We start from the raw sequence: 22,108 nt of genomic DNA on the forward strand, positions 1-22,108 counted from the left end.
CAATTCGGAAACCCCTGAAACGACGAGATCCCGCCCGATCGCGATGATCAGACGGGATCCCGTCAACTTCAGTCCGGCCGTTTCAAGAACGGCCCACCTGGGGACCCGGAGGACTACCCCCGGCACAGCTACCCCCGGCCGTGAGCGACTTCACGGGACGCGCCGCGGAGGTGGAAGAACTGTCGCGGTACCTGCGCACTGCGGGGGAGTCCGGCCGGGTGCCCATCGCCTCCATCAGCGGCCCCCCGGGAGTGGGCAAGTCGGCGCTGGCGCATCAGGTCGCGCACCTGCTGCGGCCGCACTTCCCGGACGGCCAGATCTACGTGCACCTGGCCGGTATGTCGGATCGGCCGCGGGGGATCACCGACGTGCTGGGGGAGGTTCTGGCCGCGCTGGGGGTCGAGCTCGGTCATGTGCCCGCCACCGCCACCGGGCGCACAGCGCTGTACCGGTCGGTCCTTGCCGGCCGCAAGGTCTTGGTGGTGCTCGACGACGTGTCCGGCATGCACCAGGTGGATCCGCTGCTGCCCGGCACGCCGGGCTGCGCGGTGATGGTGACCAGCCGCACGCACCTGGTCGGCGGAGCCGGCCCGCGGATCGTATGACTGGAGCCGCTGTCGGCGGCGGAATCGCTACGCCTCCTGGGCGAGATCATCGGCGCCGAACACGTCCGATCCGACCCGAGCGCGGCCGCCGACATCGTCCGCGCTTGCGGCGGACTCCCGCTGGCGGTGCGGATCGCCGGAGCCCGGCTGTCGGGGCAGCCGGACTGGCCGCTGGCGACGTTCGTCACCCGTCTGCGCAAGCGACTGCTGAGCATGCTGCAGGCCGACGGCATGACGGTCGAGGCGGGTATTGCCGACAGCTACGAGTCGCTGCCGGGCCGCGCGGCGCGGGTCTTCCGTCTGGTGTCCCTGCTGCGGCCGGGCGGATTCGCCGGCTGGGAGGTGGCCATGCTGGAAGGGGGAGACGTCGACGATGTCGAGGACGTGCTGGAAAGTTTGGTCCGGCACAGCCTGCTGGCCACGATCGGGGTCGACTCTCTGGGCCAGCCACGCTATCGGCAGCATGATCTGCTGCGCGTCTTCGCCGCCGCGCGGCTGGCCGAGCGCCCGAACGAGCGCGATCGGGCCATCCACCGGCTGATGCTGGGCTGGCTGGAGCTCGCCGGCCTGGCCGACGAGCAGATCGTCCGGGAGCCGCATGCCCCGCCGATCGTGGCGCTGGAGATGTTGATGTTCGCCCCCGCGAACGTCCGCCAGGCGATCGTGGACGACGCCGGCGGCTGGCTGGCGACCGAGGCGGCGAATCTCCTGTACGTGGTCCGCATCGCCTGCGATCACGGGCAGCAGCGCCTGGCCATGGGGCTGGCGTTGCGGGTGACGTCGTATCTGTACCACGAGAGCCACCACCGCGACGCCGAGGACATGTGGCGGCACCTGCTGCGGACACTCTCACCCCAGGAGGTGCGGCTGGCCGCGGAGACGCGCCACCGCCTGGCCGCGCTGATCATGCGTCGTGCGGGCGGCGCCCAGAGGGCATTGCCGCTGCTCAACAACTGTGTGGCTGCCCACGAGAGCAGCAGAGACCTTCCCGGACTGGCGCGATCACTGGCGTTACGAGCGGTGTGCCGTCGCCGGCTCGCCGCCGCGGCGCCGGACGTCTCTGGGCGCGACGCCCTGCTGTCCGAGGCCGAGACGGACGCCCATCGGGGACTGCAGATCGCCTGCGACATCGCCAACCCGTACACCGAGCTGTTGTGCCTGCGGGCGATGGCCACCGTAGTCAGCGCCCGAGGCGACCACGAGCGCGCGCTTGCACTGGGCCGAGAGACCGTGGAGATGGCCGGGCAACTGGCCGGCCAGCCGCAGGACCGGTCCTTCCTGCGGCTGGCTTTACAGACTCTGGCGAGGGTGACGCTGAACGCCGGCCGCGCGGAGCACGCGTTGCTGCTGAGCGAGCAGGCACGCGAGCTGAGCGCGGAGATCCTGCACCGCGCCGGACAGGCGCACGCGCAGGAACTGGCCGGTGACGCGCTGGCCGCGCTGGGCCGCCGCAAGGAGGCCGACGAGCGCTACACCGACGCTGCTGCGGTGTTCGAAGCCGACGGGGGAGCAGAGGAAGCCGCGCGCTGCCGCGCCAAGCTGGCCGGATAGCCGCCACGACGCGGCACCGGGAATTAGCCCGAGTCGCAGCACTGATGGCGGCCTCGTCCCGGCCGGCCGACCGTGCGCTGCCCTTGTCGCGGGGCCGCGAACCGGGTTCTCGCCGAGGCTCATGCCCGCCACGGCAGAGACGTCTTGCTGGCGTAAACAGACATCCGAAGGCCCGGACGGATGCCGATCATGGCTGCTCCCCATGAATGCTCCGACGAGTTGCGTCGTCCGTCCACCATGACGACACCTGAGCCGAGAGTCGTTCTCACGGCGGATCCGGATGGGCTTGACGATCCACAGCGACGCGGCGAACGAAAAGGAGATGGGTCACGTCCACGGACGTGGTGTATGAATCGATCTTCGCGTGATCCTGTTTCTGCAGGTTAAGCGGTAAGTGTCTGCGGAAGCGGATGCTGCGCCGGTGTGTCGCCCGCGATAAGCCGGACACGGGCTTTGGCCAGAATGTCCAGGCCCATGTAGCGGCGGGCTTCGGTCCATTCGTCGGTCTGCTCGGCCAGCACCGCGCCGACCAGCCGGATGATCGACGGCCGGTCAGGGAAGATGCCCACCACGTCGGTGCGGCGGCGGATCTCCTTGTTCAGCCGCTCCTGCGGATTGTTGGACCAGATCTGCCGCCAGGTCTCGCGGGGGAAGGCGGCGAAGGCCAGCAGGTCGTCGCGGGCGGCGTCGAGATGCTCGCATGCGGCGGGGTACTTGGCTTCCAGGGCGTCGATGACCCAGGCGTGCTGGCTGCGGACCTGCTCGGCGGTGGGCTGGTCGAAGATGGTGCGCACCAGGGTGGCCACCCACGGCTGCGCGGTCTTGGGCACGGTGGTGAGCAGGTTGCGCAGGTAGTGGGTGCGGCACCGCTGCCAGCACGCGCCCGGCAGAGCGGCGCCGATCGCCTCGACCAGCCCGCGGTGGGCGTCGGAGACCACCAGTTGGACACCGGACAGGCCGCGGGCGACCAGGCCGCGCAGGAAGGCCAGCCAGCCGGCCCCGTCCTCGGCCGAGGTGACCTCCAGGCCGAGGACCTCGCGCTGGCCGTTGGCGTTGACGCCGGTGGCGACCAGCGCGTGCACGTTGATCGTGCGGCCGCCTTCGCGCACCTTCTGGGTCAGCGCGTCCAGCCAGACGAAGGTGTACGGGCCGGCATCGAGGGCCCGGGTGCGGAACGCCTCCACCTGCTCATCCAGCACCTTGGCCATCTGGCTGACCTGGCTTTTGGAGATGTGCTTGATGCCGAGCTGCTCGACCAGCTTGTCCACCCGCCGGGTCGACACCCCGAGCAGGTAGGACGTGGCGACCACGCTGATCAGCGCCTGCTCGGCCCGCCGCCGGCGTTCCAGCAGCCAGTCCGGGTAGTACGAGCCGGAGCGCAGTTTCGGGATCGCCAGGTCGATGGTTCCCGCGCGGGTGTCCCACTCGCGCTGCCGGTAGCCGTTGCGGGAGTTGGTCCGCTCCTCGCTGCGCCGGCCGTAGGCGGCCCCGCACAGGCTGTCGGCCTCGGCTGACATCAACGTCTCGGCCATGGTCTTCACCATGGATCGCAAGAGATCCGGATCGCCGGTCTCGATCTGCTGCGTCAGCCACTGAGCGGGCGTCACACTGTTGTCTACGGCCATCGCCTGGTTCTCCTTCGTTGATCTTTGCTGCTCGAAGGATCACGCGATGGCCGTTCTCATTTCACGGCGCCACGCCTGCTGATCAGGTCAAACTCGTACACCACTTCCGTGGACGCAACCAGGAGATGACACCCTCACGGGCCAGACGCCGCGCCTTTTGACGCACTGCTGGGTGTCGCAAGCTGAGGTTGGGTACGCGCCATCGAGATGCGACCGTGCCAGGCGCGGCACCAACTGCAAGCGCGAATCCTCTCGTCCTCCGACGGCAGGGACGTGCGGATCGGCGATGGGCCCGTGGCCCGCGCCGACGGGACCCCCAAGACGATCACGGTGAGGTCTGCGGTGACGAGCTGCTGGAAGCAGTCCTTTCCTTCTCGGGTTCGGTCTCTATGCTCCGAGGGGGAAGCGCGCCACGGCGAGCGAGCCGGCGGTCGGTGTCCCGGATGGTCACGCAGGCCGCCGCCGTCCAGGTGGACGGCGGGCCGCCGAATGTGGACGTGCCCTTCGACAGGCGTTGGCGGCTCATAACCACTGGCCGCGGCCCGCAGCGCGTCACTCACCAGCCCGGTGCGCATATGATCAGCGATCGACCAGCCCGCCAGCCGGCGGGAGCCCAGGTCCAGCACGGTGGCCAAGTAGAGGAACCGGCCCTCGCCGACGGGCAGATAGGTGATGTCACCGACGTAACGCCGGTTCGGAGCCGGCGCGGTGAAGTCCCGCCCGATGAGGTCGGGCACCTTCTGATGCGAGGGTTCCGGCACCGTGGTGCGCACCTTCTTGCGCAGGTGCAGCCCGACGATGCCGAAGCGGCGCATCACCCGCGCCACCCGCTTGTGGTTGACCCTGCGACCTTGGGCGCGCAGCTCGGCGGTGACGCGCGGACTGCCGTAGGTGCCGTCGAACTCCCCGTGGATGTGCCGGATCTCCTCGGCGAGCGCAGCGTCGGCCGCGGCCCGCTCCGCCCGGGCCGGGGCCGCCTTGCGCCACCGGTAGAAGCCCGAGCGGGACACCTTCAGCACCCGGCACAGCCGCTTGACGCCGAAGGCGCCCCGATGGTCGTCAACGAACTGGAAGCGGCTCACCAGTTGGTCTCTCCCGCGAAATATTTGGCCGCCCTGCGCAGAATGTCGCGCTCCAGCTCCAGCTCCCGGATGCGGGCTTTGAGCTGCTTGTTCTCCTCTTCCAGCACGTCGTCGGACGATAGCGGGCCATGCGCCGGCTTCCTCACCGGGCCTCGCTCCTTCGCGCCCGCGGTGCCGTCCGCCTGCGCCTGACGCACCCAGTTACGCAGCGTCTCCCGGCTGATCCCCAGGTCCTCGGCCACTGAGGCCAGCGTCCGGTCCGGATCGGACAGATACAACGCGACGGCGTCCGCCTTGAACTCCGGCGGATACGACTTCATCGCCACGTGGAACTCCTTGTCTCCGGATCTCCATCATCCGGTACTCAAGGTGTCCACACCTCGGGGGGAGGTTCCGTTTGCGTTAGGCCTCATTGAGGCCGTGCTCCGGGTCGCGGCCATCAAGCACGTTCACGGCGCGGACGAACTCCGGATCATCCCACATCGCCAGGTCCGGGGCGCCCGGATGGGCGTCGATCCACGCGTCGATCAGCTTGCCGAACGCGCGATGGCGGGCGAGCTGCTCCGGGCCGGGACGCATCGGCTCGGGCCGGCGATCGTGCTCCACAGCGCCGATGCTACCTGTCGGCGCAAAGCGGAACAGGGCCGGTTCCTCGGTTCTCGCGCACTGCTTGGGTTGACCTTCAGCGACATCCGTACGCACCGCAGGAGCGTTATCACTGCCGCGACCGCCGGACCGATCCCGCCGATCGTCTCGCAGGCACGCTGGCCGCGCCAAGCTGGCCGGATAGCCGCCACGGCGCGGCACTGGGAACCAGCCCGAGTCGCAGAACTGGTGGCGGCTCCGTCCCGGACGGCCGACCGTGCGCCGCCTTGGCCGCAGGGCCGCGAACCGGGTTCTCGCCGAGGCTCGTGCCCGCCACCGGCAAGATCTTTTGCTGGCGCAAAACATCTTGCCGGTGGCGGGCACCACCCGGTTGCGTCCCTCGCGCCCGGCGGCGCTTCGTCTGCCTTGCCGGGACGGGCTCCACCACACGGTCCGCTCGCGCCCGGTAGTCGATCAGATTCGCCGCGCCCCATAGGGCGCCGGCCGAGGAAGGGCCTCGCGCATGGACATCCAGGTCAGCATCACCGGCAGGATCGCGTTCCCGCCCCGTTTCTTCCCCGCCAAGGGTGACTCGCCCGCCATGTGGTCGGCCAAGCTGGAGGTCAACGGGCCTCCGACGCCGGGCCGCGACGGCTCGCCGTACGTGCCGACCCGGCAGGTCGAGGTGGTCACCTACGGCCTGGAGGCCATCCGCGCAGGCGAGTCCTACCGCCAGGGCCACCTGCTGGTGGTCCAGGGATGCGACATGGTCGCCCGCAGTTTCGAGTCCAAGGACCGCGCCGGTCACAAGACCGTACGCAGCATCGTCAAGATCACCACGACCGCGATCGGGCTGTGCTCGCGCTACAGCATGGTCACCGAAAGCACCAGCCCCTCGCAGCCCGGCGCCGCCTCCCCGCGGATGGTGCAGGGAGCCTCCGCCGCCGACGAGGCTCAGCCCGTCGCGGCGGCCTGACGCCGCCCCAAGCCGAAGAGGCGCCGGCCTTCCCTCCCGCCGGCGTCTCTTCGTTCCTCCCGCCGCCCGCCCTGCCGGGTCCTTCGCGCACTTGCCTGCGCGGAAGGGCGGGCGGCGGGAGCCCTCCTCCCCTTCCCTTCACTTCCACCTCGTCCCGATGGGAGTCACTGCCCCATGTCCATCACCGACCAAGCCCACGAGCCATCCAGCTCCGATCCCGAGACCGTGGAAACCGCCCCGCCGGTGACCGTCGAACCCGACGCCGACCTGGAACTGCCCGAGGACTTCCGCCTGGCGCGGATCCCGGTAAACCAGCTCGGCCACTTCCCCGACAACGTGCGCGAGAACTACCACCTCACCCAGGAGTTCTGCGCCTCACTCAAGGCCCAACTGCAGGTCCCGGTCACGGTCATCCCCATCCCGGACGACTACCAGCGGGGCGAGGGAGAACAACAGCACCGCTGGTGGGTGCTCAAGGGCAACCGCCGCCTGGCAGGCGCCATCACGATCAACCTACCGAAGCTGCTGTGCCTGATCGACCTGACCAAGGCCGAGGACAAGGCGAGCCTGCTGGTCGACCAGGTCGTGGAGAACGACGATGACTTCCGCCTCGGCCTCACCCCCTTCGAGCAGTCCCGCGCCCTGTTCATGGCCCACCAGCTGGGCGCCACCCGGACCGAGATCCGCAAGCGCACCGGCCGCACCCGCGAAGAGGTCGCCCAGGCGATCGCCGCAGGCAAGCTGTCGGAACCCACCCGCCGTACTGCCCAGGCCATGGAATACGCCTGGACGCTGGACGAGCTCGCGCTGCTGGACGAGTTCGACGGCGACCAGCAGGCGCTGGCCCGGATCGATACGTACATCTCCAGCTGGGGGCACACCGGCCGGCACGCCATCGAGCGGGTGCGCCAGGAACGCCAGGAAGCGGCCGCGCACGCCCAGGCGCTGGCCGACCTCGCCGCTGCCGGCATCCCGGTGACCGAGGACGAACCGGCCGGCGCCGCCCTGCTCAGCCGACTCGCCGGCCGGGTAGAGGGTTTCGATCCCGAGCAGCACACCGACTGCCCAGGCCGCGGGGCGTTCTTCCACAGCTGGCGGCAGGGGCAGCCGGAGCTGTACTGCAGCACCCCCGAGCAGCACGGCTACACCCCGCCGCCCACCATCACGCTCCCGCAGTCCGCCAGGACTGAGCCGGACGGCCCCTCCCGCAAGATCGTCATGCAGGGCAACCGGGCGTGGACGGCGGCCGCCACGGTCCGCCAGGAGTGGCTGGCCACGCTCTTCGCCCGCAGGAGCGCGCCCAAGCCGGTCGCCCGGTTCATCACCCGGATCCTCAACGACATGCCGGCGCCGGTGCGCGACAAGCTCGGCTCGGCCCCCTTGTCGACGCTGTATACCAAGCTTGGCGGGCCCGCGGACCTGGAGGCGGCGCTGGCCACCGCCGCTCCCGGCCGGTTGGCCATGCTGCAACTGCTGCCGATCGCGGTGGCGTGGGAGTACCAGATGAGCGAGGCCTCCGCCGAGTGCAAGAACACCTGGCGCGAGGGCCGCCACAGTCCCTGCTCGACCGCTGACGCCGCCGCCTGGCTGCGGTTCCTGGTGCACGAGCTGGGGCCAGAGCTGGGGGAGAAGGCTTACACGCCGGCGCCCATCGAGCAGGCCCTGATCGGCGGCACCCCCTACCTCGGCGACACGCCCGCCGACACTGATCCGTTCACTGCTGGCCAGGAAGACGACGATCCTGCGGACTCAGCCGTGGACCGGAATCTGTACGCCGCCGCAGACGATGAGCCCTCACCTGGGCACGGCGCCACCATCACCGACGTCCCGGAGCACGACGACGCCTCCCACTCTGACCCCGGGGATCCGGAGGCGGCCGATGGCGCAGACGAGGTCATCGCCGACGACGGTCTCCAAGCCGCCTGACCACGATCGGCGGCTGCTCGGGCTGCCCCGTTCCCCACCGAGTTTCACGTTTGCTGTCAACGATGCGGAAGGACCTGACATGACCTGTACCGACACGAAGGTCCGGTAACCCATGGCCAGCCGCGGATTCGTCGGCTTCGTCGCCGACAAGACCGAGAAGATCGCCTACAACCACTACGACTCCGGCCCGACTGGAGTCGGCCTCATCGTGCTGGCCTGGTTGCGCGACGCCGCCCAGGCGCCGGGCATGCTGCGCGAGCGCGTCGCCGCGCTGCGGGTGGTCGACTCCAATAGCACCCCCACCGAGGATGACATCGTGCGGCTGGGCGAATACGCGGACGCTTACACCTCATCTTGCGGCGTCCCCTATTGGGCCGGACTGCTCTGGAAAACGCAGGGAGACCCCGAAGCGATGCTGCGGGCAGGCGTCATCGAGGACGCCTCCTCCTACCCCGCGGAGTCCACGGACTGCGAGTGGGGCTACCTCATCGACCTCGACACCCAAGTCTTCGAGGTGTACCGGGGCCAGCAGGCCGCCCCGCACCACCGCGGCCGCTTCGCCACCCAGCCGCACCCCGACGATCACTATCCGGCGGCCCTGGTCACGGGGTGGCGATTCGACCAGTTGCCGAGCGACGACGAATTCCTCACCACCCTGTAAGCCCGTACCCCTTCACCTCATCGAGTCCCGGCCGCCCGTTCAGGCGGCCGGGACCTTCTCTTTCCGCCACCTCGTTCCTAGGGAGCTGCCCCGATGCATTTCTCGTCCGCGCCCACGCTGACCACCCGCAACGCCGGCCTGGAAGACCTCGTCGACCTGCTGCGCCACCAGCAGGCGCACAAGGTCGACGTCGTAGCCCACAGCCACCAGATCCGCGCCGAAGGCACCCGCCTGCGCATCAGCACGGCGCCGTTGCTGTCGGAGCGCGGCGTCACCACCACCGCCGGCCTCTACACCCCCACCACGGTGTGCGACGGGGGTGTGGCCGGCAAGCTCGGCATCCCGCTGCCGTACCTGCGCCGCCTGCGTGAGCACAAGCCCGACCTGTACGACGCGAACGTCAACGGCTGGCTGGCCGACGCCGACCGCCTGTTCCTCGTACGCGGCCTGCGCGGCGACGGCGGGCACGGCGTCGCGCGGGCGTTCCTGTCCGACAGCTACCGAATCATCGACAACTTCGACGTCCTCATGGCGGCCCTGGACGGGGTACGCCAGAGCGGCGTGCAGGTCCAGATCGACGGCTGCGACCTGACCGAACGGCGCATGTACGTCCGCGTCGTCTGCGAGCAGGTCCGAGCCCTCGCCCCGGACCTGCTGCGCGACTACCGAAGCCCGTTCACCGGCGAGCGCGGCGCCGACAACCCCGTCGTGTTCGCCGGGTTCGTCATCACCAACAGCGAAGTCGGCGAGGGAGCGTTCACCATCGTGCCGCGCCTGCTGGTGCAGGTCTGCCGCAACGGCATGACCATCAACGCCGACGCCGCCCGGCACGTCCACCTCGGCGGCCGGATGGACGAGGGAGTGGTGCGCTGGAGCGCCGACACCCAGGACAAGAACCTGGCCCTGATCACCGCCCAGACCCGGGACGCGATCACCACCTTCCTCGACCTCGACTACGTACGCGCCAAGCTTGACCAGCTGGCCCGGATGTCCGGCGCCCGCGTCGCCGACCCCGCCGCGACGATCGAGCTGGTGGCCAAGAAGCTCTCCTACTCCGAGGAGCAGCAGCGGCAGATCCTGTCCCACTTCATCCAGGGCGGCGACACCAGCGCCGGAGGCGTCATGCACGCCGTCACCAGCGTCGCACGCACCCTGCCGGACGCCGACGCGGCACATGAGATGGAGGGGCACGCGGTGCGCGTGCTGCACCTGGCCGCCGGCGTCTGAACCCCTTGTCTCCGCGGCCTCCGGTCCGTCTTCCCTCTCCGGGACCGGGGGCCGCGGTTCTCCTTCCTTCCGTACTCCACCTGATTGGAGGCCATCTGATGTGTCTGTCTGACCTGCCCGGCCCGCGCCCTTTGCCGGTGCCGCGCGCCCAGGCGCTCATCTCCGACGCCCAGGCGATCGAGGACATCTACCGCACGCTGCTGGCCGCCTACGGCAACTGGGGACCGGACACCCTCGCCGCCATCAGCGCCATCATCGCCGCGACCGGCCGCAGCATTGTCGACGTCGAAGCCATCACCGCCGACATGATCGAGGACGCGGTCACCGGCTGGCCGATCGCCCGCATCCAGGCCAACCAGATCACCGGCTACGTCCGCCAGACCCTGGACGGCGGCATCCTGGTCGAGCTCTACACCCGCGACCGGCGCGCCGACCGTCACCTGCGCGTCACCGTCGACGGGCAACTCCTGTACGGCCCCGCGCTGACCCAGGCCTGCGACGCCGACAGTTCGACCACGACCTCCACCACGGCCGCGCAGGCGGGGGAGGAGACGGGGCGACAGCGATGAGCGCGGATGCCCCGATGCGCCCCGGCATGACCGCGCCGGACGAGCTCGTCTACGACCACGATCCCGACGGGCCGCAGCATGCCGTCGCCACCGGCAACGGCCGCTACTACAGCGATCCGGCCACCGGCGCGCTGCTGATTTCGGTCACCAACGTGCTGGCCACCATGGCCAAGCACGCACTGGCGCCGGCGGCCGCCAAGCACACCGCCGAGTGGTTCGCCGAGCACCTGTCGGCCGCGCTCCGGGCCGCCGCCGACCCCGACGACCTGGCCCAGTTCGTCAAGCAGGCCAAGGCGGCCTACCAGGCCGAGTGGGAGCGGCGGATGCGGCTGGGCAGCCGCGTCCACCGCCAGGCCCAGGCCATCAACCTTCAGGCGCCGATCGCGCCGGACCCGGAAACCGAACCGTTCCTCGGCTCCTACCGGCAGTGGCTGACCGACTTCGGCATCGACATCGCAGCCGACATCGTCACCGCCGAGTGCACCATGCTCAACCGCGATCTCGGCTACGGCGGCACCAGCGACCTGTGGGCGAACCTGTGCTTCCCGTCCCCGACTTCGCCGCTGGTGCCCCGATTCAAGCCCCGCGCGGTGCCGGCCGATCCGCTGCCCACCCCGTCCGGGCTGTGGCTGGTGGACATCAAGACCAGCCTCAAACACCCTGCCTCGACGGTGTGGGAGGAGTACCCGCTGCAACTCGCCGCGCTGCGCCACGCCACGGTGGCGCTGGCCTGCCCGCCCGCGTGCCGCTACGGCGCCACCGACCACCACGACGGCACGCACGAGTTCCCGGTCCCGGACTTCGTCGGCGCCGCGGTGCTCAACCTGCGCACCACCGGCTACGGGTTCATCCCGCTGCCCGCCGACGACGCGGCGTTCGCGGCCTTCCGCGGCCTGCAGCCGGTCACCGCCTACCTGCATGGCGTGGATCTGCGCGGCCGCAAACCCGTCCAGCCCCCGACCAGAAAGGACGTCTCCTGATGCCGATCCACCGCCGCATGTTCGAACGGATGAAACGCCGGCAGCGCGCCCACTGGCCCGACGGCCACATCCGCATCGGCGACAGCGTCCCCACCGAGAACGGGGTGCGCCCGCGCAAACTGTCGACGTTCCGCTTCACCTCCCCGTCCCGCCCGCTCATCGAGGCCGCCGCCCACCTGTACGGCGGCACTGTGGCCGAGATGACCCGGGGCATGGACAAGTGGCAGGTCACCACGGCCGCCGATGAGATCCCCGTGCTGCTGCCGCCGCACTCGGTCACCCAATGGATGGAGTACTGGGACGGCCCCTACTGCGAACGCCGCTGCGACGGCGAGACCATCGAGCAGAAGTCCGGGCGGCCCTGCCTGTGCCGGGCCGAAGGGCGGCTGCGGTGCACGGTCAAGACCCGGCTGTCGGTCCTGCTGCAGGACGTGCCCAGCCTGGGCACCTGGCTGCTGGTCAGCGCCGGCCTCAACGCCGCCGAGGACCTGCCGGATCGGGCCGCCTTCATCGAGCGCGCCGGCGACTACATCGACGCCATCCTGCTCGTCACCGAAGCCCGCACCCTGAAGGACGGCAAGCCGGTCACCTTCCCGGTGCCCCGGCTACGCGTGGAGGGCATCTCACCCCGGCAGCTGATGACCGGCACCGTGCCCGAACGCTCTCAGCTGGCGCGGCGCAACGCGCCCGAACTGCCCCGCGGCAACAGCGAGGCGCCCGACAGGGACGACAGCGGCGACGATCCGTCCAGACAGACGCCGCCGGACTACCTCGCGCTGGCCTCAGCCGCGACCACCCCCGAACGGGTACGCGCCATCTGGCACCAGGCGCTGCAGGCCGGACATCTCACTCCAGAGCTGCGCACCGTGCTTAACACCCTCGGCGCCGCTTTGACAGCCCGCCGGCACCAGCCCCCGAACGCCCGCCAGGAACCTGCCGGAGACCACGCGCCCACCGAGGCACCTTCCGGTGAGCGACTCCCCGCCGAGAGCGGCGCCTCCCCGGACCTCGTCCAGGGGCTCACCCGGCATGCTCAGGCCGAGTGGCTGCGTCACCAGATCCTCCATCAATGGCCCGGCGGCATCACGGACCTGTACGCCGCCTTCGAGGCGAGGACCGGCACCACCATGCGACGGGCCAGCCTCGATCAACTGCAGGCTTTCGCCACCACCCTGCACCGGCAGCTCTCCGGCGAACAGGACCACGAGGTCGTCGACGCCGACCTCGTCGACGACCACCAGCCTCCCCAACCTGCGGCCGAGCGGCCGCAGGACGACGCACCGCGAAAGACATCCCAGGAGCTTAGGTGTCAAGCCGCAACCGACTCCGCATGATGCGACCAAGCAGTCGTCTCGTCATAGAGGGTGCCGGTTTTGAGGCATCCGTGCAGAATGCCCACCAGCCGGTTGGCGAGCTGGCGCAGAGCGGCGTTGTGGCCGCAGCCGCGGGCACGCTGCCGGTCGTAGTAGGCGCGCGCGCCGGGCGAGAGCCTCAGCGAGCTGAATGCCTGGGTGAGCAGGGCGTCGATGAGCCGGTCGTTGTGGATGAACCGGGCCAGGGCGACCTTCTTCTTGCCGGACGCGCGGGTGATCGGGGAGGTCCCGGCGTAGTTCTTGCGGGCTTTGGCGCTGGCGTACCGCCTGGAGTCGTCACCGAACTCTGCGAGCACCCGGGCACCGAGAACCGGCCCCAGCCCGGGCTGGGACAGGATGATCTCAGCGGCCGGGTGCTCGCCAAAATGCGCCCCGACCTGCCCTTGCAGCGTCTTGATCTGGGCGTTGAGCACTTCCAGGACGCAGATCAGCGCCTGGACGGATGCGGCGTAGGCGGCGCTCACCGCCTCAGGCTGGCTCAGGTGATCGGCGCGCAACGCGGCCTGGACCGCGGCGGCCTTGCCGGCCACGTTCCTGCGGCGGGCCCGTCTGAGCGCGGCGCTGATCTGCCCGATCGTCAACCGGGCGGCCTGCGCCGGGGTGGGCGCCTTGGCCAGCAGCTCCAGCGTGTCGGCGGCGTCCAGGTCCTCGAACGCCTCCAGCGCGGCGGGGAAGTAGTCGCGCAACGCGTGCCGCAGCCGCTGGGTATGCCGGGTCCGCTCCCAGATAAGCGTCTTGTGCGTGCGGGTGACGACCTTGACGGCCTCGGCCTGGGCGGAATCCCCGGCCACCGGGCGCAGCTCGTGGGAGTGGGTGCGGACCATATCGGCCAGCACATGCGCATCCGCGGCGTCACTCTTGGCCCCGGAGACCCCGAGCCGGTCCCGGAACCGGGCGGCCTGCAGCGGGTTGACCGCCAGCACGGTGTACCCGGCGGCGACCAGCGCCCGCACCCACGGGCTGGCCCCGATCGGTCTCGATGCCCACCAGCACCCCGACCTCGTCGGCGTCCTCGCCGGCCAGCTCACCGATGATCGCGTGCAGCCGGGTCATCCCGGCCACGCCTTCAGGCAGCCGCGCCTTGGCCAGGCGGCGGCCGGAGGCGTCCATCACCTCCACGTCATGGTGATCCTCAGCCCAGTCGTCTCCTACGAACAGTCGCACCGGTTCTCCCGTTCTCGATGCCGATCACCTTGCGCAGCCTGCGGGAGAACCATCAGCGACCTAATCAAGCAGTGCTCACGCTCACGTGGGCGGCACGACATCCCATCAGCGATCACTCCTCCCGACCAGCCGGCAGGGGCACGGTCTTTCGCCAGGACTCGACGTCCAGGAAACACAGAGTGCTCATCTGCCGACGGCTACCACCAGGAGTCTGCCGGATGGCTTACTCCCAGAACTGATTAGGAAGCACCATGACCATCCAGCGACTCCGCCACCGCGAGGCGGCCTGGCAGGGCTTCGACCGGATCACCGAGGTCCAGGCCAGCCCGAACCTCGACGTGCGGTGGTGGCAGTCGGAGTATCGCAGCAGGTGCGGAACGGGCTGCTGCTACGCCGGGCAGGTCGCCCTCGCCGTCGGCGGCCGGTGGCTCGTGCATATCCGCGACCGCCAGATGCTCATCGACGGCACCCCTGTCGCCAAGGCCGACAGTTGGTCCGTGCCGTACTCGATCTGGCAGTACATGCTCGCCAGTGACGACGACCCCGCACACCTCGTACGGCACGTACGCGGCAAGCGAGTCATCCACGTCAGCCACCGGGCGGCCCACCTCATCGGGATCGACCCCGACGCCGATCACCACGACGACGGTGGGCTATTCGAGTCTAGTAACACTCGCGAAGACCTGGAGCGGCTTATCAATCAGCAGGTTGGCCCCCGCCCGTAAGCGGCCGACACTCACCTCCTGCCTCGCCGAGGTTGGCGCGATCGTACAAATCGACTACGTGTTCCACCCGATCCTTTCTCGCTGGCGCGCGCCGTCAGACGCAAGAGCTGTTCCGGCCTGCTGGCAACGTGATTTCCTTGACGCCGTGCGGACATGAAGGGCGGCAACCGCCGGTACGCTCCCCTCGGAGCGGATGATCATGGTTTGCCGGAGGGATTGTGTTGCGAAAGTTTGCATGTGAGGCGATATGGGCTTTATGAAACTAGTGTCTGATTCTTTGAAAGTGCTCAAAGTTGGCTTCATCACTCGATAAACCTGCAGGTCGTCGAGAGTGCTCCCCGCGCACGCGGGGATGGTCCCAAGTTGCGCACCACGATCCCGTCGAAGCCCCAGTGCTCCCCGCGCACGCGGGGATGGTCCCTGGACGACGAGATCCCCGACCTGGAGGACGGGGTGCTCCCCGCGCACGCGGGGATGGTCCCCCGTCTTCATCTTTCATCTTGATGACGGCGGCGTGCTCCCCGCGCACGCGGGGATGGTCCCACCCGCAGGTACTCGCGCGACTCGCTGCTGATGTGCTCCCCGCGCACGCGGGGATGGTCCCGCCGGCACGTGCCGGTCCGGGACGGTGACGGTGTGCTCCCCGCGCACGCGGGGATGGTCCCAGGTCCGACCCCTCGGGGGGATCTACTTGGCGGTGCTCCCCGCGCACGGGGGGATGGTCCCGGCAGCGAGTTCCTGACCGCGCCCTGGTGCGAGTGCTCCCCGCGCACGCGGGGATGGTCTCCACTGAGCGTGCCACGGGGTGTAGGCGAAGCAGTGCTCCCCGTGCACGCGGGGATGGTCCCGGGATCTGGACGGTGCCGATCTCGTACATGGCGTGCTCCCCGTGCACGCGCGGATGGTCCCAGTCAGGGAATCATGATGCCCGCGGAGGAGGACGGCGTGCCTCGGCCGATCGAGGGCGCAGGCCCGCTGGCTATGGGCGGATTGAAGACGGTCACCCTAAACTCCAACGCGGCCTGCCAGATGGAAGGTGTTACCGGGCTTCTGCGAGGTGACGACCTTCACGCGGGACGTGCCCGCGGCGCATTGGTGGATCGGTTCAGTCGAAGGCGAGCGCGCGGAAGGTGTTGCGCACGGTCGTGAGCGGATCGCGGTCGCGGCTGTAGTAAAGCTTGTTGGTGAGCAAGATGGCCCAGCGCCCCTGCTTCGGGGAGGTCCACATGCCGGTGCCGGTGAAGCCGTAGTGCACGTAGATGTCGTCTTCGGGGCGTGTGCCGGGAGCGGGATGCCAGAACAGGCCGCGGGCCGGAGCCAGGTCGCCGGTATGGACCTGCAGGGATTCGGCCACCCAGGCGGGGCTAAAGCCGACGGTCTCGCTTTCGAACGGAGCGTGGCCGGGGGCCAGCAAATGGCGCTGGAAGAGGGCCAGATCGGCGAGGGTGGAGAAGGCGCCGGCGATGCCGCAGACGCCGCCGAGAAGTCGGGCGGAGAAGTCGTGGGCGATGCCCTTGAGGTGGGCGCCGGTGTCTTCGTCGAGTTCGGTGGGCGCGCTGCGGGTTGCGAGATGGGAAGGCAAGGGGCCGAAGTGGGTGTCGTTCATGCCCAGGGGGTGCCAGATGCGCTGGGCGGCGAGTCGGTCCAGGGGAGTGGCGGTGAGGTGTTCGGCGAGGAAGCCCAGAATGAGGGCGGCGCGGTCGGTGTATTCGACGGCTTCGCCGGGCGGGCGGTGAAGGGCTTCAGCCAGGACGCCGTGGCGGATGGCGTGCGGGTCGGTGCCGTAGAGGTTCTTGAGGTTGGCTCGCAGCGGCACGCCAGCGGTGTGGGTGAGCAGGTGGCGGGCGGTGATCTGGCCGAGAGGGTGGTCGGCGACTTCGGGCCAGAAGCCGGCGAGCGGCTCGTCCAGCGGTAGTTTCTGTTCCTGCCACAGGGTGCCGATGACGGCCCACACGGCGACGATCTTGGTGAGGCTGGCGATGTCGAAGACGGTGTCGATGCGCATGGCGATATCGGGCTGGGCAGGATCGAGCACGCCGCATCGGCCCGAGGCCAGGATGGTGTCGGCGTCGCCGATGGCCCAGACCGCGCCGGGGAAGACCTGCTCGCGGACCCCGTCGGACAACAGGTGGGTGATCTGGTCGTCGCGGTGCGCCATGGGATGGTGTGCCCTTCAGAGTCGGTGGCGTGGTTGGGCGGGCCGGTTGCCAGCCTAGTGAAGCGGTCCGGTGGGCAGCGGGTGTGAACGCGGGTGGGCGTGTCAGGTGATCTGCTCGCTGAGTGAAGTGAGCGCGGCGGCGGTGGCGCTGAGGGGGAAACGCGCGGCGTTGGCGAAACCCGCGGTGCGTAGGTCGGCTGACAGGGCGTGGTCGGTGCTGAGGCGGCGGAGGGCTTGGCGGAAGGCGGCGGGGTCGCCCAGGTCGGCGGCCAGCGCTGAGTCGTTCAAGACCTCGACGAGGCCGGGCACCGGCCGATACAACACCGGCAGGCCGCAGGCTTGGGCTTCGAGGGCGACCAGGCCGAAGGCTTCCAGCGTGGTGGAGGGCATGATGAGCGCGTCGTGGTCGGCGAAGGCCTGCCAGAGCTGGTGCCGGGGCAGCCAGCCGAGATAGGTGGTGCGGCCTCCGGTACGTTCGAGCCCGCCCAGGCGGGCGGTGTACTCGGCGGGCGGACCGGCGATGCTCAGGTGCAGGCCGGGAATACTGGTCAGGGTTTCGGTGATGGTGTGGAGCCCTTTTTCGGGGGTCAGCCGTCCGGCGTACAGCAGCCGCAACGGCCCGCCGGTGCGCGGTCGGGCCGGCGGCGGGGCGGCGAGGAGTGAATCGGGCACGCCCCAGGGGATGTGCTCGATGCGGGCGTGACGGGCGTGGGGCGCCAGGTGGAGGAGGTGGTCGGCCATCGCGGTGGTGGGGACCACGATGGCGCGGCAGGCCCGCACGGTCTGATGCAGGACGCGGTGCTGGGTGCGGTGGGCGGCGGCGAAGAGCAGGTCGGTGCCGTGGACCAGCGCCAGGCGGGGATGGTCGGGCAGGAGCCGGATGAGGGCGGGGGTGGCGCCGAAGGTCAGGTGCTGCAGGTGGACGGTCGCGATCTGGCGGGCGTCGACGCGTTCGGCCAACTGGTCGCGCAGGCGGGTGACATAGGCGTGGAACGAGGGCCCGTCCAGGCACTTGCCGGTCGCGGGCAGCAGTTGAATCGGAGCGGGGACGACGGTGTCAGCGGCGGCCGGGGGCAGCATGAACACCTTGGCGTCGATCAGCGGCGCGTGGCCGGTGTACAGGTCGTACAGGAGTTCCACGCTGCCGCCAGGGCTGGCGGCGGGCAGGTCCAGCGCGGTCACGACACGGCCGGTCGCGGCGCCGGTCATGGGCGTTGTCCTTGCATCTCCTCGTACAGCAGGGAGGCCTCGATGCCGCTGGAGCGGGCGTATTTACGGCCAAGGTGCTGGTAGCTGCTGGGGGCGCCGAAGGTCTGCAGGAAGACGAGCTTTCCGAAGGTCATGCGCGGGTAGACGCGCACCGGCCGAGCGGCGCGGATCTCCAGAGTCCAGCGGATGGCGTGCCCGGCGTGGCCCAACGGCGCCGAGACGTGGACCCACAACCCCAGGCAGCCGGTGGCGTGGTCGCCGTTGAGCAGCTGGGCGTAGCGCTCGGAGCCGGTCTGTTCGTGGGTGAGGCCGAGATATAGTACGCCGGGCCGCAGGATCATCCCGGTCTCCGGGATGGTCACCTCGGTGAAGGTGCTGGGCTCGGCGGCGTCCAGGTCGTCGGTGCAGGCGCGGATGCGGGGGCCCAGCCGCCAGTCGTAGGCGTTGGGGGAGACGCGGGCCGGATCGAAGGGGTCGATGGTGATCTCTCCGGCGTTGATCGCGGCGGTGATGGCTGGCCCGGTGAGAATCATGAGGCGGCCGCCTGCCGTGGACGGGCCTCATCGTGGAAGAAACGGGAGGACTGCGGCCCGGTCGAGGCTTGGTACTTGCCGCGGTAGAGGTCGACCGGTCCGACGGCGACGAAGAACATGATCTGGCCGATCTTCATGCCGGGGTAGATGCGCAGCGGCCGGATGGCGGAGAGCATCAGGGTCCACTGGCCGTAGAAGCCGATGTCGCCGATGGGGGCGGTGATCTCCACGAACAGGCCGAGCCGGCCGATCGAGGAGCGGCCGAACAGGAGCGGGACGAAGGTGTCGGAGCCGACGCGCTCCTGGGTGTGGCCAAGGTAGAGCTCTTCGGGCTGCAGGACGTACCCGCCGGCGGAGATGTGGTGGGTGCGGGTGGGATTGGGGCGGCGGGCGTCGATGATGGAGTCGGTGTAGGTGAGTAGGCGCTCGCCCAGGCACACGTTGTAGCTGTTGGGGTTGACCTGGTCGACCTCGAAGGGGTCGATGCGCAGCCTGCCGTCGCGAGCCGCTGCGGTGATCTCCGGTCCGGTGAGGATCATCACGTGCCTCCTTGTCAGGCGGGGCCGGCCTCTGTCAGCAGGCGCTGCAAAGCCTCGGCCAGGAGCATCGAGCTCGGGGGTTGCGTGCTGTCCAGGAAGGTGCTGGCCAGATAGTGGGTGGTGAGCACGTGGCGCAGACCGGCCGGGAGCGGGTCCGGTGCGGTGATGATCGGGCCCATCTGGCGGGTGAGGTCGGTTAGGAGCGCGACGGGGTCGGCGGCCCATCGCGGAGGCAGGCTCGCGGTGATCAGACGGTTGCCGAACGGTTCGAGTCGTAGCAGGTCACCGACATGCAGGTGGTGGCCCAGAGTGGTGTCCCGCAGGCAGGTCTGGTTCAGCAGAACGGCCGGAGCGCCGGTACGGGCGCGCAGCTCCCCGGCGGTGGCGGCGAGCAACTCGGCCAGGTTCACCGGACGGTGACGAAACCGCGTGGCCAGGTGGCCGAGCGGGGCGGCGAGCCGACGGCGTAGGTGTTCGAGGTCGGCCAGCAGCGGCTGCCAGGCTGCGGGGACGGCGCTCGCGGGCACGTCGGAGGCGAAGTGGTGCACGCTGGTCTGCCAGCCGTCGGCGGCGGGAACGGCCTGGGCGTAACCGGCGGCCAGCTCGTAGCCTTTGACCACCGCGGTGGTGCCGACGACGGTGGGCTGGTGACGGTCGCTGTGGCAGTGCCCGGAGAAGATCACATCCAGATGCGGGCAGGCCCGGGCCAGGGCCAAGTCGTGTTCGTAACCCGCGTGGCTGAGCACGATCCAGCTCGTGCCATCAGGAGGGCCGTGCGCGCGACGCAGGGCGTTCAGTGCGGTGTGTGGCTCCACGAAGCGGTTGGCGGCGCGGTCGGCGGCCGGAACGCAGGCGAAGGCCTGTTCGCCGATGACGGCGCTGATGATCACGCGCAGTCCGGCGATGGTGGTCCGGTGCAGGGGCCGGAACAGGGCGACGCCGCGGGCGTCGGTGACGTTGGCGCACACGGTCAGGGGCCGCAGATCGGGCTGCAGGTGGTGGTGCCAGCCGTGGTTGCCGGGAGCGAGCACGTCATACAGGCCCGCCAGCAGGCGGCGTTCCGGCACGCCACGGCCGAGCGTGTAGTAGCCGGAGCCTTCGAAGAAGTCGCCGCAGTCGACGATCAGTGCCCGGGTTCGGGCCTGGTGCAGGTGGGCCAGCAGTGGGCGGACGTCGTCCAGGGCCGAGTGCACGTCGGTGGTGGCCACGATCGCCTGCAGGTTCCGTGCTGTCCGTTGTGCCGGTGACGTCGCAGGCATGGCTCAGTCCTCGGAGGCGACGCTGGTGATGTCGGCGCCCAGCGAGCGCAGTTTTCCGGGCAGGTCGGCGTGCCCGCGTTGTACTTGGTCCAAGCCGTCGATCCTGGTGGTCCCGCGCGCCGTCAATGCGGCCAGCAGCAGCGCCGAGCCGGTGCGGATGTCGGTGGCCACGACCTCGGCTCCACTCAGGCGCTGCGGGCCGCGCAGATGGCAGGTCATGGGCGAGGTCTCGGTGATGACGGCGCCCAGGCGCCGCAGCTGGGGCAGCAGGTTGGCGTGCCGGCCGGGGTTGATCTCATCGGCGAACGTGTGCCGGCCGGGCAGGGTGAGGGCCAGGGCCATCAGGGGTGGCTCGAAGTCGGCGTCCAGGCAGTCGCTCTCGGCCAGCGAAGCCAGGGAGGCGATGGCCCGCATCGGGGCGCCGCTCAGCGTGGCGGGTGCGGCCAGTCCTACCCCCTTGCCGCGGGCGGCGGGAGCGAAGCCCAGCTCGGTCAGCAGGTTCAGCAGCGGCCGTAGGTGGTCCGGGTCGACGCCGGTGACATGCCCATCTCCGCCGGTGGCGGCCAGAGCGCACAGCAGAGTCCCAGCCTCGATCTTGTCGCCCGGCACCTGCCAGCGAACAGGGCCGGTGAATGTGGTGGCGGCGCTGGGCCGCATCGATAACTGGCCCTCCTGGAAGGTCACCTGGTGACCGGCCTGGCCGAGCGCCGCCACCAGGCTGGTCACCTCCGGAGAGGTATTGGGCGTACGAAGGAGCAGGGCTCGTCCCGCCACCAGGGCGCGCAGCAGCGCCACCACGGTGGCGCCGCGGCTGGGGAAAGGCAAAGTGATCTCCACCGGCGTGAGTGAGGCCGAGCGCGCCGGAGTGATCCGATAGCCGCGGGCATCGGTGCGTACGGTGTCGCCGAAGGCCTCATAGACGGCCAGATGCAGCTCCATGCCGCGTTCGCCCACGCTGCACCCGCCAGGCCAGGGCAGTACGGCCCGGCCGCAGGCCAGCAGCGCGGGCACCAGGTAGTAGGAGGCGCGGATCAAGGCGGCCAGCGCCCAGTCGGCCTCGCCTGCCAGATCGGGGGCGGGGGTGATACGCAGTGTGCCCGGCTCGCCGGGCAGCGGTTCGGTACGAGTGCCGGCGGCTCTGAGCAGGCGGGTCATAGTGGTGACGTCGCGGCAGGCAGGCAGATGGGTCACTGTGACGGTCCGGCTGAGGGCGGCGGCCGCAGCCAGCAGGGGCAGCGCCCCGTTCTTCGAGCCGTCCACCGCGACGGTGCCGGACAGTCTTCGCCCGCCGCTGACGGCCTGGCCGAGCCCGGTCTGAGCGGCTGAGAGGTGGGGTTGAGGCCGCAGAGTCATCTACTGGG

The 22,108-nt window shown here is 70.0% G+C and carries 18 protein-coding genes, 2 pseudogenes and 1 CRISPR repeat array; of the genes and pseudogenes, 10 read left to right on the forward strand and 10 right to left on the reverse strand.

The window, feature by feature from the left end; translation table 11 throughout:
- The first annotated feature begins 140 nt into the window (after positions 1-140).
- Complete coding sequence (locus tag ACIBF7_RS44545; protein ID WP_397199871.1) at positions 141-605, forward strand: NB-ARC domain-containing protein; 465 nt, start codon at positions 141-143, stop codon at positions 603-605.
- 126 nt (positions 606-731) lie between these two features.
- Positions 732-2,156 carry a hypothetical protein gene (locus tag ACIBF7_RS44550; protein WP_397199872.1) on the forward strand — a complete coding sequence of 475 codons (1,425 nt, stop codon included), beginning with the start codon at positions 732-734 and terminating at the stop codon, positions 2,154-2,156.
- Between the two features lie 383 nt (positions 2,157-2,539).
- On the opposite strand, the gene ACIBF7_RS44555 is transcribed toward ACIBF7_RS44550, so the two are convergent.
- The 3 genes and pseudogenes from ACIBF7_RS44555 to ACIBF7_RS44565 form a co-directional block, all read right to left on the reverse strand.
- Positions 2,540-3,781 carry an IS256 family transposase gene (locus ACIBF7_RS44555; protein ID WP_397199873.1) on the reverse strand — a complete coding sequence of 414 codons (1,242 nt, stop codon included), beginning with the start codon at positions 3,779-3,781 and terminating at the stop codon, positions 2,540-2,542.
- Positions 3,782-4,311: 530 nt separating this feature from the next.
- Positions 4,312-5,189: pseudogene (locus ACIBF7_RS44560) on the reverse strand (IS3 family transposase); the annotation flags it as partial.
- Positions 5,190-5,265: 76 nt separating this feature from the next.
- Complete coding sequence (locus tag ACIBF7_RS44565) at positions 5,266-5,469, reverse strand: hypothetical protein (protein ID WP_397199874.1); 204 nt, start codon at positions 5,467-5,469, stop codon at positions 5,266-5,268.
- 502 nt (positions 5,470-5,971) lie between these two features.
- On the opposite strand from ACIBF7_RS44565, the gene ACIBF7_RS44570 reads away from it, so the two are divergent.
- From ACIBF7_RS44570 to ACIBF7_RS44600, 7 genes are all read left to right on the forward strand, one after another.
- Positions 5,972-6,424: a hypothetical protein gene (locus ACIBF7_RS44570; protein ID WP_397199875.1), complete on the forward strand. Its 453-nt coding sequence runs from the start codon at positions 5,972-5,974 to the stop codon at positions 6,422-6,424.
- A 174-nt stretch (positions 6,425-6,598) separates the two neighbouring features.
- Positions 6,599-8,350: a ParB/RepB/Spo0J family partition protein gene (locus tag ACIBF7_RS44575; RefSeq protein WP_397199876.1), complete on the forward strand. Its 1,752-nt coding sequence runs from the start codon at positions 6,599-6,601 to the stop codon at positions 8,348-8,350.
- Positions 8,351-8,462: 112 nt separating this feature from the next.
- A complete protein-coding gene (locus ACIBF7_RS44580; RefSeq protein WP_397199877.1) occupies positions 8,463-9,011 on the forward strand; it encodes a hypothetical protein in 549 nt (182 codons plus the stop codon).
- A gap of 93 nt (positions 9,012-9,104) precedes the next feature.
- Entirely contained in the window at positions 9,105-10,238 is a 1,134-nt protein-coding gene (locus ACIBF7_RS44585) for a DUF932 domain-containing protein (protein WP_397199878.1), read from the forward strand.
- A gap of 98 nt (positions 10,239-10,336) precedes the next feature.
- Positions 10,337-10,807 (forward strand): hypothetical protein, encoded by a 471-nt coding sequence (locus tag ACIBF7_RS44590; RefSeq protein WP_397199879.1) that lies wholly within the window; start codon positions 10,337-10,339, stop codon positions 10,805-10,807.
- Positions 10,804-11,787 carry a hypothetical protein gene (locus ACIBF7_RS44595; RefSeq protein WP_397199880.1) on the forward strand — a complete coding sequence of 328 codons (984 nt, stop codon included), beginning with the start codon at positions 10,804-10,806 and terminating at the stop codon, positions 11,785-11,787. Before ACIBF7_RS44590 ends, ACIBF7_RS44595 begins: the two co-directional genes overlap by 4 nt.
- Complete coding sequence (locus ACIBF7_RS44600; RefSeq protein ID WP_397199881.1) at positions 11,787-13,121, forward strand: hypothetical protein; 1,335 nt, start codon at positions 11,787-11,789, stop codon at positions 13,119-13,121. The genes ACIBF7_RS44595 and ACIBF7_RS44600 overlap by 1 nt, the downstream gene beginning before the upstream one ends.
- On the opposite strand, the pseudogene ACIBF7_RS44605 reads toward ACIBF7_RS44600, so the two are convergent.
- Positions 13,097-14,270: pseudogene (locus ACIBF7_RS44605) on the reverse strand (IS110 family transposase). The gene ACIBF7_RS44600 and the pseudogene ACIBF7_RS44605 sit on opposite strands and share 25 nt — an antisense overlap.
- Positions 14,271-14,575: 305 nt before the next feature.
- On the opposite strand from ACIBF7_RS44605, the gene ACIBF7_RS44610 reads away from it, so the two are divergent.
- The gene (locus ACIBF7_RS44610) at positions 14,576-15,049 is read left to right on the forward strand and encodes a hypothetical protein (protein WP_397199882.1); all 474 of its coding nucleotides are present in this window, start codon (positions 14,576-14,578) and stop codon (positions 15,047-15,049) included.
- A 331-nt stretch (positions 15,050-15,380) separates the two neighbouring features.
- A CRISPR array of direct repeats spans positions 15,381-15,958; the repeat unit is 29 nt; unit sequence GTGCTCCCCGCGCACGCGGGGATGGTCCC.
- A gap of 196 nt (positions 15,959-16,154) precedes the next feature.
- On the opposite strand, the gene ACIBF7_RS44615 is transcribed toward ACIBF7_RS44610, so the two are convergent.
- The 6 genes from ACIBF7_RS44615 to ACIBF7_RS44640 all read right to left on the reverse strand — a co-directional run bounded on the left by ACIBF7_RS44615 (position 16,155) and on the right by ACIBF7_RS44640 (position 22,100).
- A complete protein-coding gene (locus ACIBF7_RS44615) occupies positions 16,155-17,207 on the reverse strand; it encodes a serine hydrolase domain-containing protein (RefSeq protein ID WP_397199883.1) in 1,053 nt (350 codons plus the stop codon).
- Positions 17,208-17,309: 102 nt separating this feature from the next.
- Complete coding sequence (locus ACIBF7_RS44620) at positions 17,310-18,416, reverse strand: glycosyltransferase family 4 protein (protein ID WP_397199884.1); 1,107 nt, start codon at positions 18,414-18,416, stop codon at positions 17,310-17,312.
- Positions 18,413-18,949, reverse strand: a complete 537-nt coding sequence (locus ACIBF7_RS44625) for a dCTP deaminase domain-containing protein (RefSeq protein WP_397199885.1) — start codon at positions 18,947-18,949, stop codon at positions 18,413-18,415. Before ACIBF7_RS44625 ends, ACIBF7_RS44620 begins: the two co-directional genes overlap by 4 nt.
- Positions 18,946-19,488, reverse strand: coding sequence for a dCTP deaminase (gene dcd, locus ACIBF7_RS44630; protein WP_397199886.1), 543 nt, complete (start codon positions 19,486-19,488; stop codon positions 18,946-18,948). The genes ACIBF7_RS44625 and dcd overlap by 4 nt, the downstream gene beginning before the upstream one ends.
- 14 nt (positions 19,489-19,502) lie before the next feature.
- Positions 19,503-20,747: a metallophosphoesterase gene (locus ACIBF7_RS44635; protein ID WP_397199887.1), complete on the reverse strand. Its 1,245-nt coding sequence runs from the start codon at positions 20,745-20,747 to the stop codon at positions 19,503-19,505.
- 3 nt (positions 20,748-20,750) lie between these two features.
- The gene (locus ACIBF7_RS44640) at positions 20,751-22,100 is read right to left on the reverse strand and encodes a hypothetical protein (protein WP_397199888.1); all 1,350 of its coding nucleotides are present in this window, start codon (positions 22,098-22,100) and stop codon (positions 20,751-20,753) included.
- Positions 22,101-22,108: the final 8 nt, after the last annotated feature.

This window comes from Nonomuraea sp. NPDC050478 (assembly GCF_044458265.1).
Taxonomy (GTDB): domain Bacteria; phylum Actinomycetota; class Actinomycetes; order Streptosporangiales; family Streptosporangiaceae; genus Nonomuraea; species Nonomuraea ferruginea.

Bases quoted from the DNA above. Each gene is read 5' to 3' on its own strand.
- ACIBF7_RS44575 (WP_397199876.1), top strand. From the start codon at position 6,599: ATGTCCATCACCGACCAAGCCCACGAGCCATCCAGCTCCGATCCCGAG.
- ACIBF7_RS44610 (WP_397199882.1), top strand. From the start codon at position 14,576: ATGACCATCCAGCGACTCCGCCACCGCGAGGCGGCCTGGCAGGGCTTC.
- ACIBF7_RS44640 (WP_397199888.1), bottom strand. From the start codon at position 22,100: ATGACTCTGCGGCCTCAACCCCACCTCTCAGCCGCTCAGACCGGGCTC.
- ACIBF7_RS44600 (WP_397199881.1), top strand. From the start codon at position 11,787: ATGCCGATCCACCGCCGCATGTTCGAACGGATGAAACGCCGGCAGCGC.
- ACIBF7_RS44615 (WP_397199883.1), bottom strand. From the start codon at position 17,207: ATGGCGCACCGCGACGACCAGATCACCCACCTGTTGTCCGACGGGGTC.
- ACIBF7_RS44595 (WP_397199880.1), top strand. From the start codon at position 10,804: ATGAGCGCGGATGCCCCGATGCGCCCCGGCATGACCGCGCCGGACGAG.
- ACIBF7_RS44635 (WP_397199887.1), bottom strand. From the start codon at position 20,747: ATGCCTGCGACGTCACCGGCACAACGGACAGCACGGAACCTGCAGGCG.
- ACIBF7_RS44585 (WP_397199878.1), top strand. From the start codon at position 9,105: ATGCATTTCTCGTCCGCGCCCACGCTGACCACCCGCAACGCCGGCCTG.
- ACIBF7_RS44570 (WP_397199875.1), top strand. From the start codon at position 5,972: ATGGACATCCAGGTCAGCATCACCGGCAGGATCGCGTTCCCGCCCCGT.
- ACIBF7_RS44625 (WP_397199885.1), bottom strand. From the start codon at position 18,949: ATGATTCTCACCGGGCCAGCCATCACCGCCGCGATCAACGCCGGAGAG.
- ACIBF7_RS44590 (WP_397199879.1), top strand. From the start codon at position 10,337: ATGTGTCTGTCTGACCTGCCCGGCCCGCGCCCTTTGCCGGTGCCGCGC.
- ACIBF7_RS44620 (WP_397199884.1), bottom strand. From the start codon at position 18,416: ATGACCGGCGCCGCGACCGGCCGTGTCGTGACCGCGCTGGACCTGCCC.
- dcd (WP_397199886.1), bottom strand. From the start codon at position 19,488: ATGATCCTCACCGGACCGGAGATCACCGCAGCGGCTCGCGACGGCAGG.
- ACIBF7_RS44555 (WP_397199873.1), bottom strand. From the start codon at position 3,781: ATGGCCGTAGACAACAGTGTGACGCCCGCTCAGTGGCTGACGCAGCAG.
- ACIBF7_RS44580 (WP_397199877.1), top strand. From the start codon at position 8,463: ATGGCCAGCCGCGGATTCGTCGGCTTCGTCGCCGACAAGACCGAGAAG.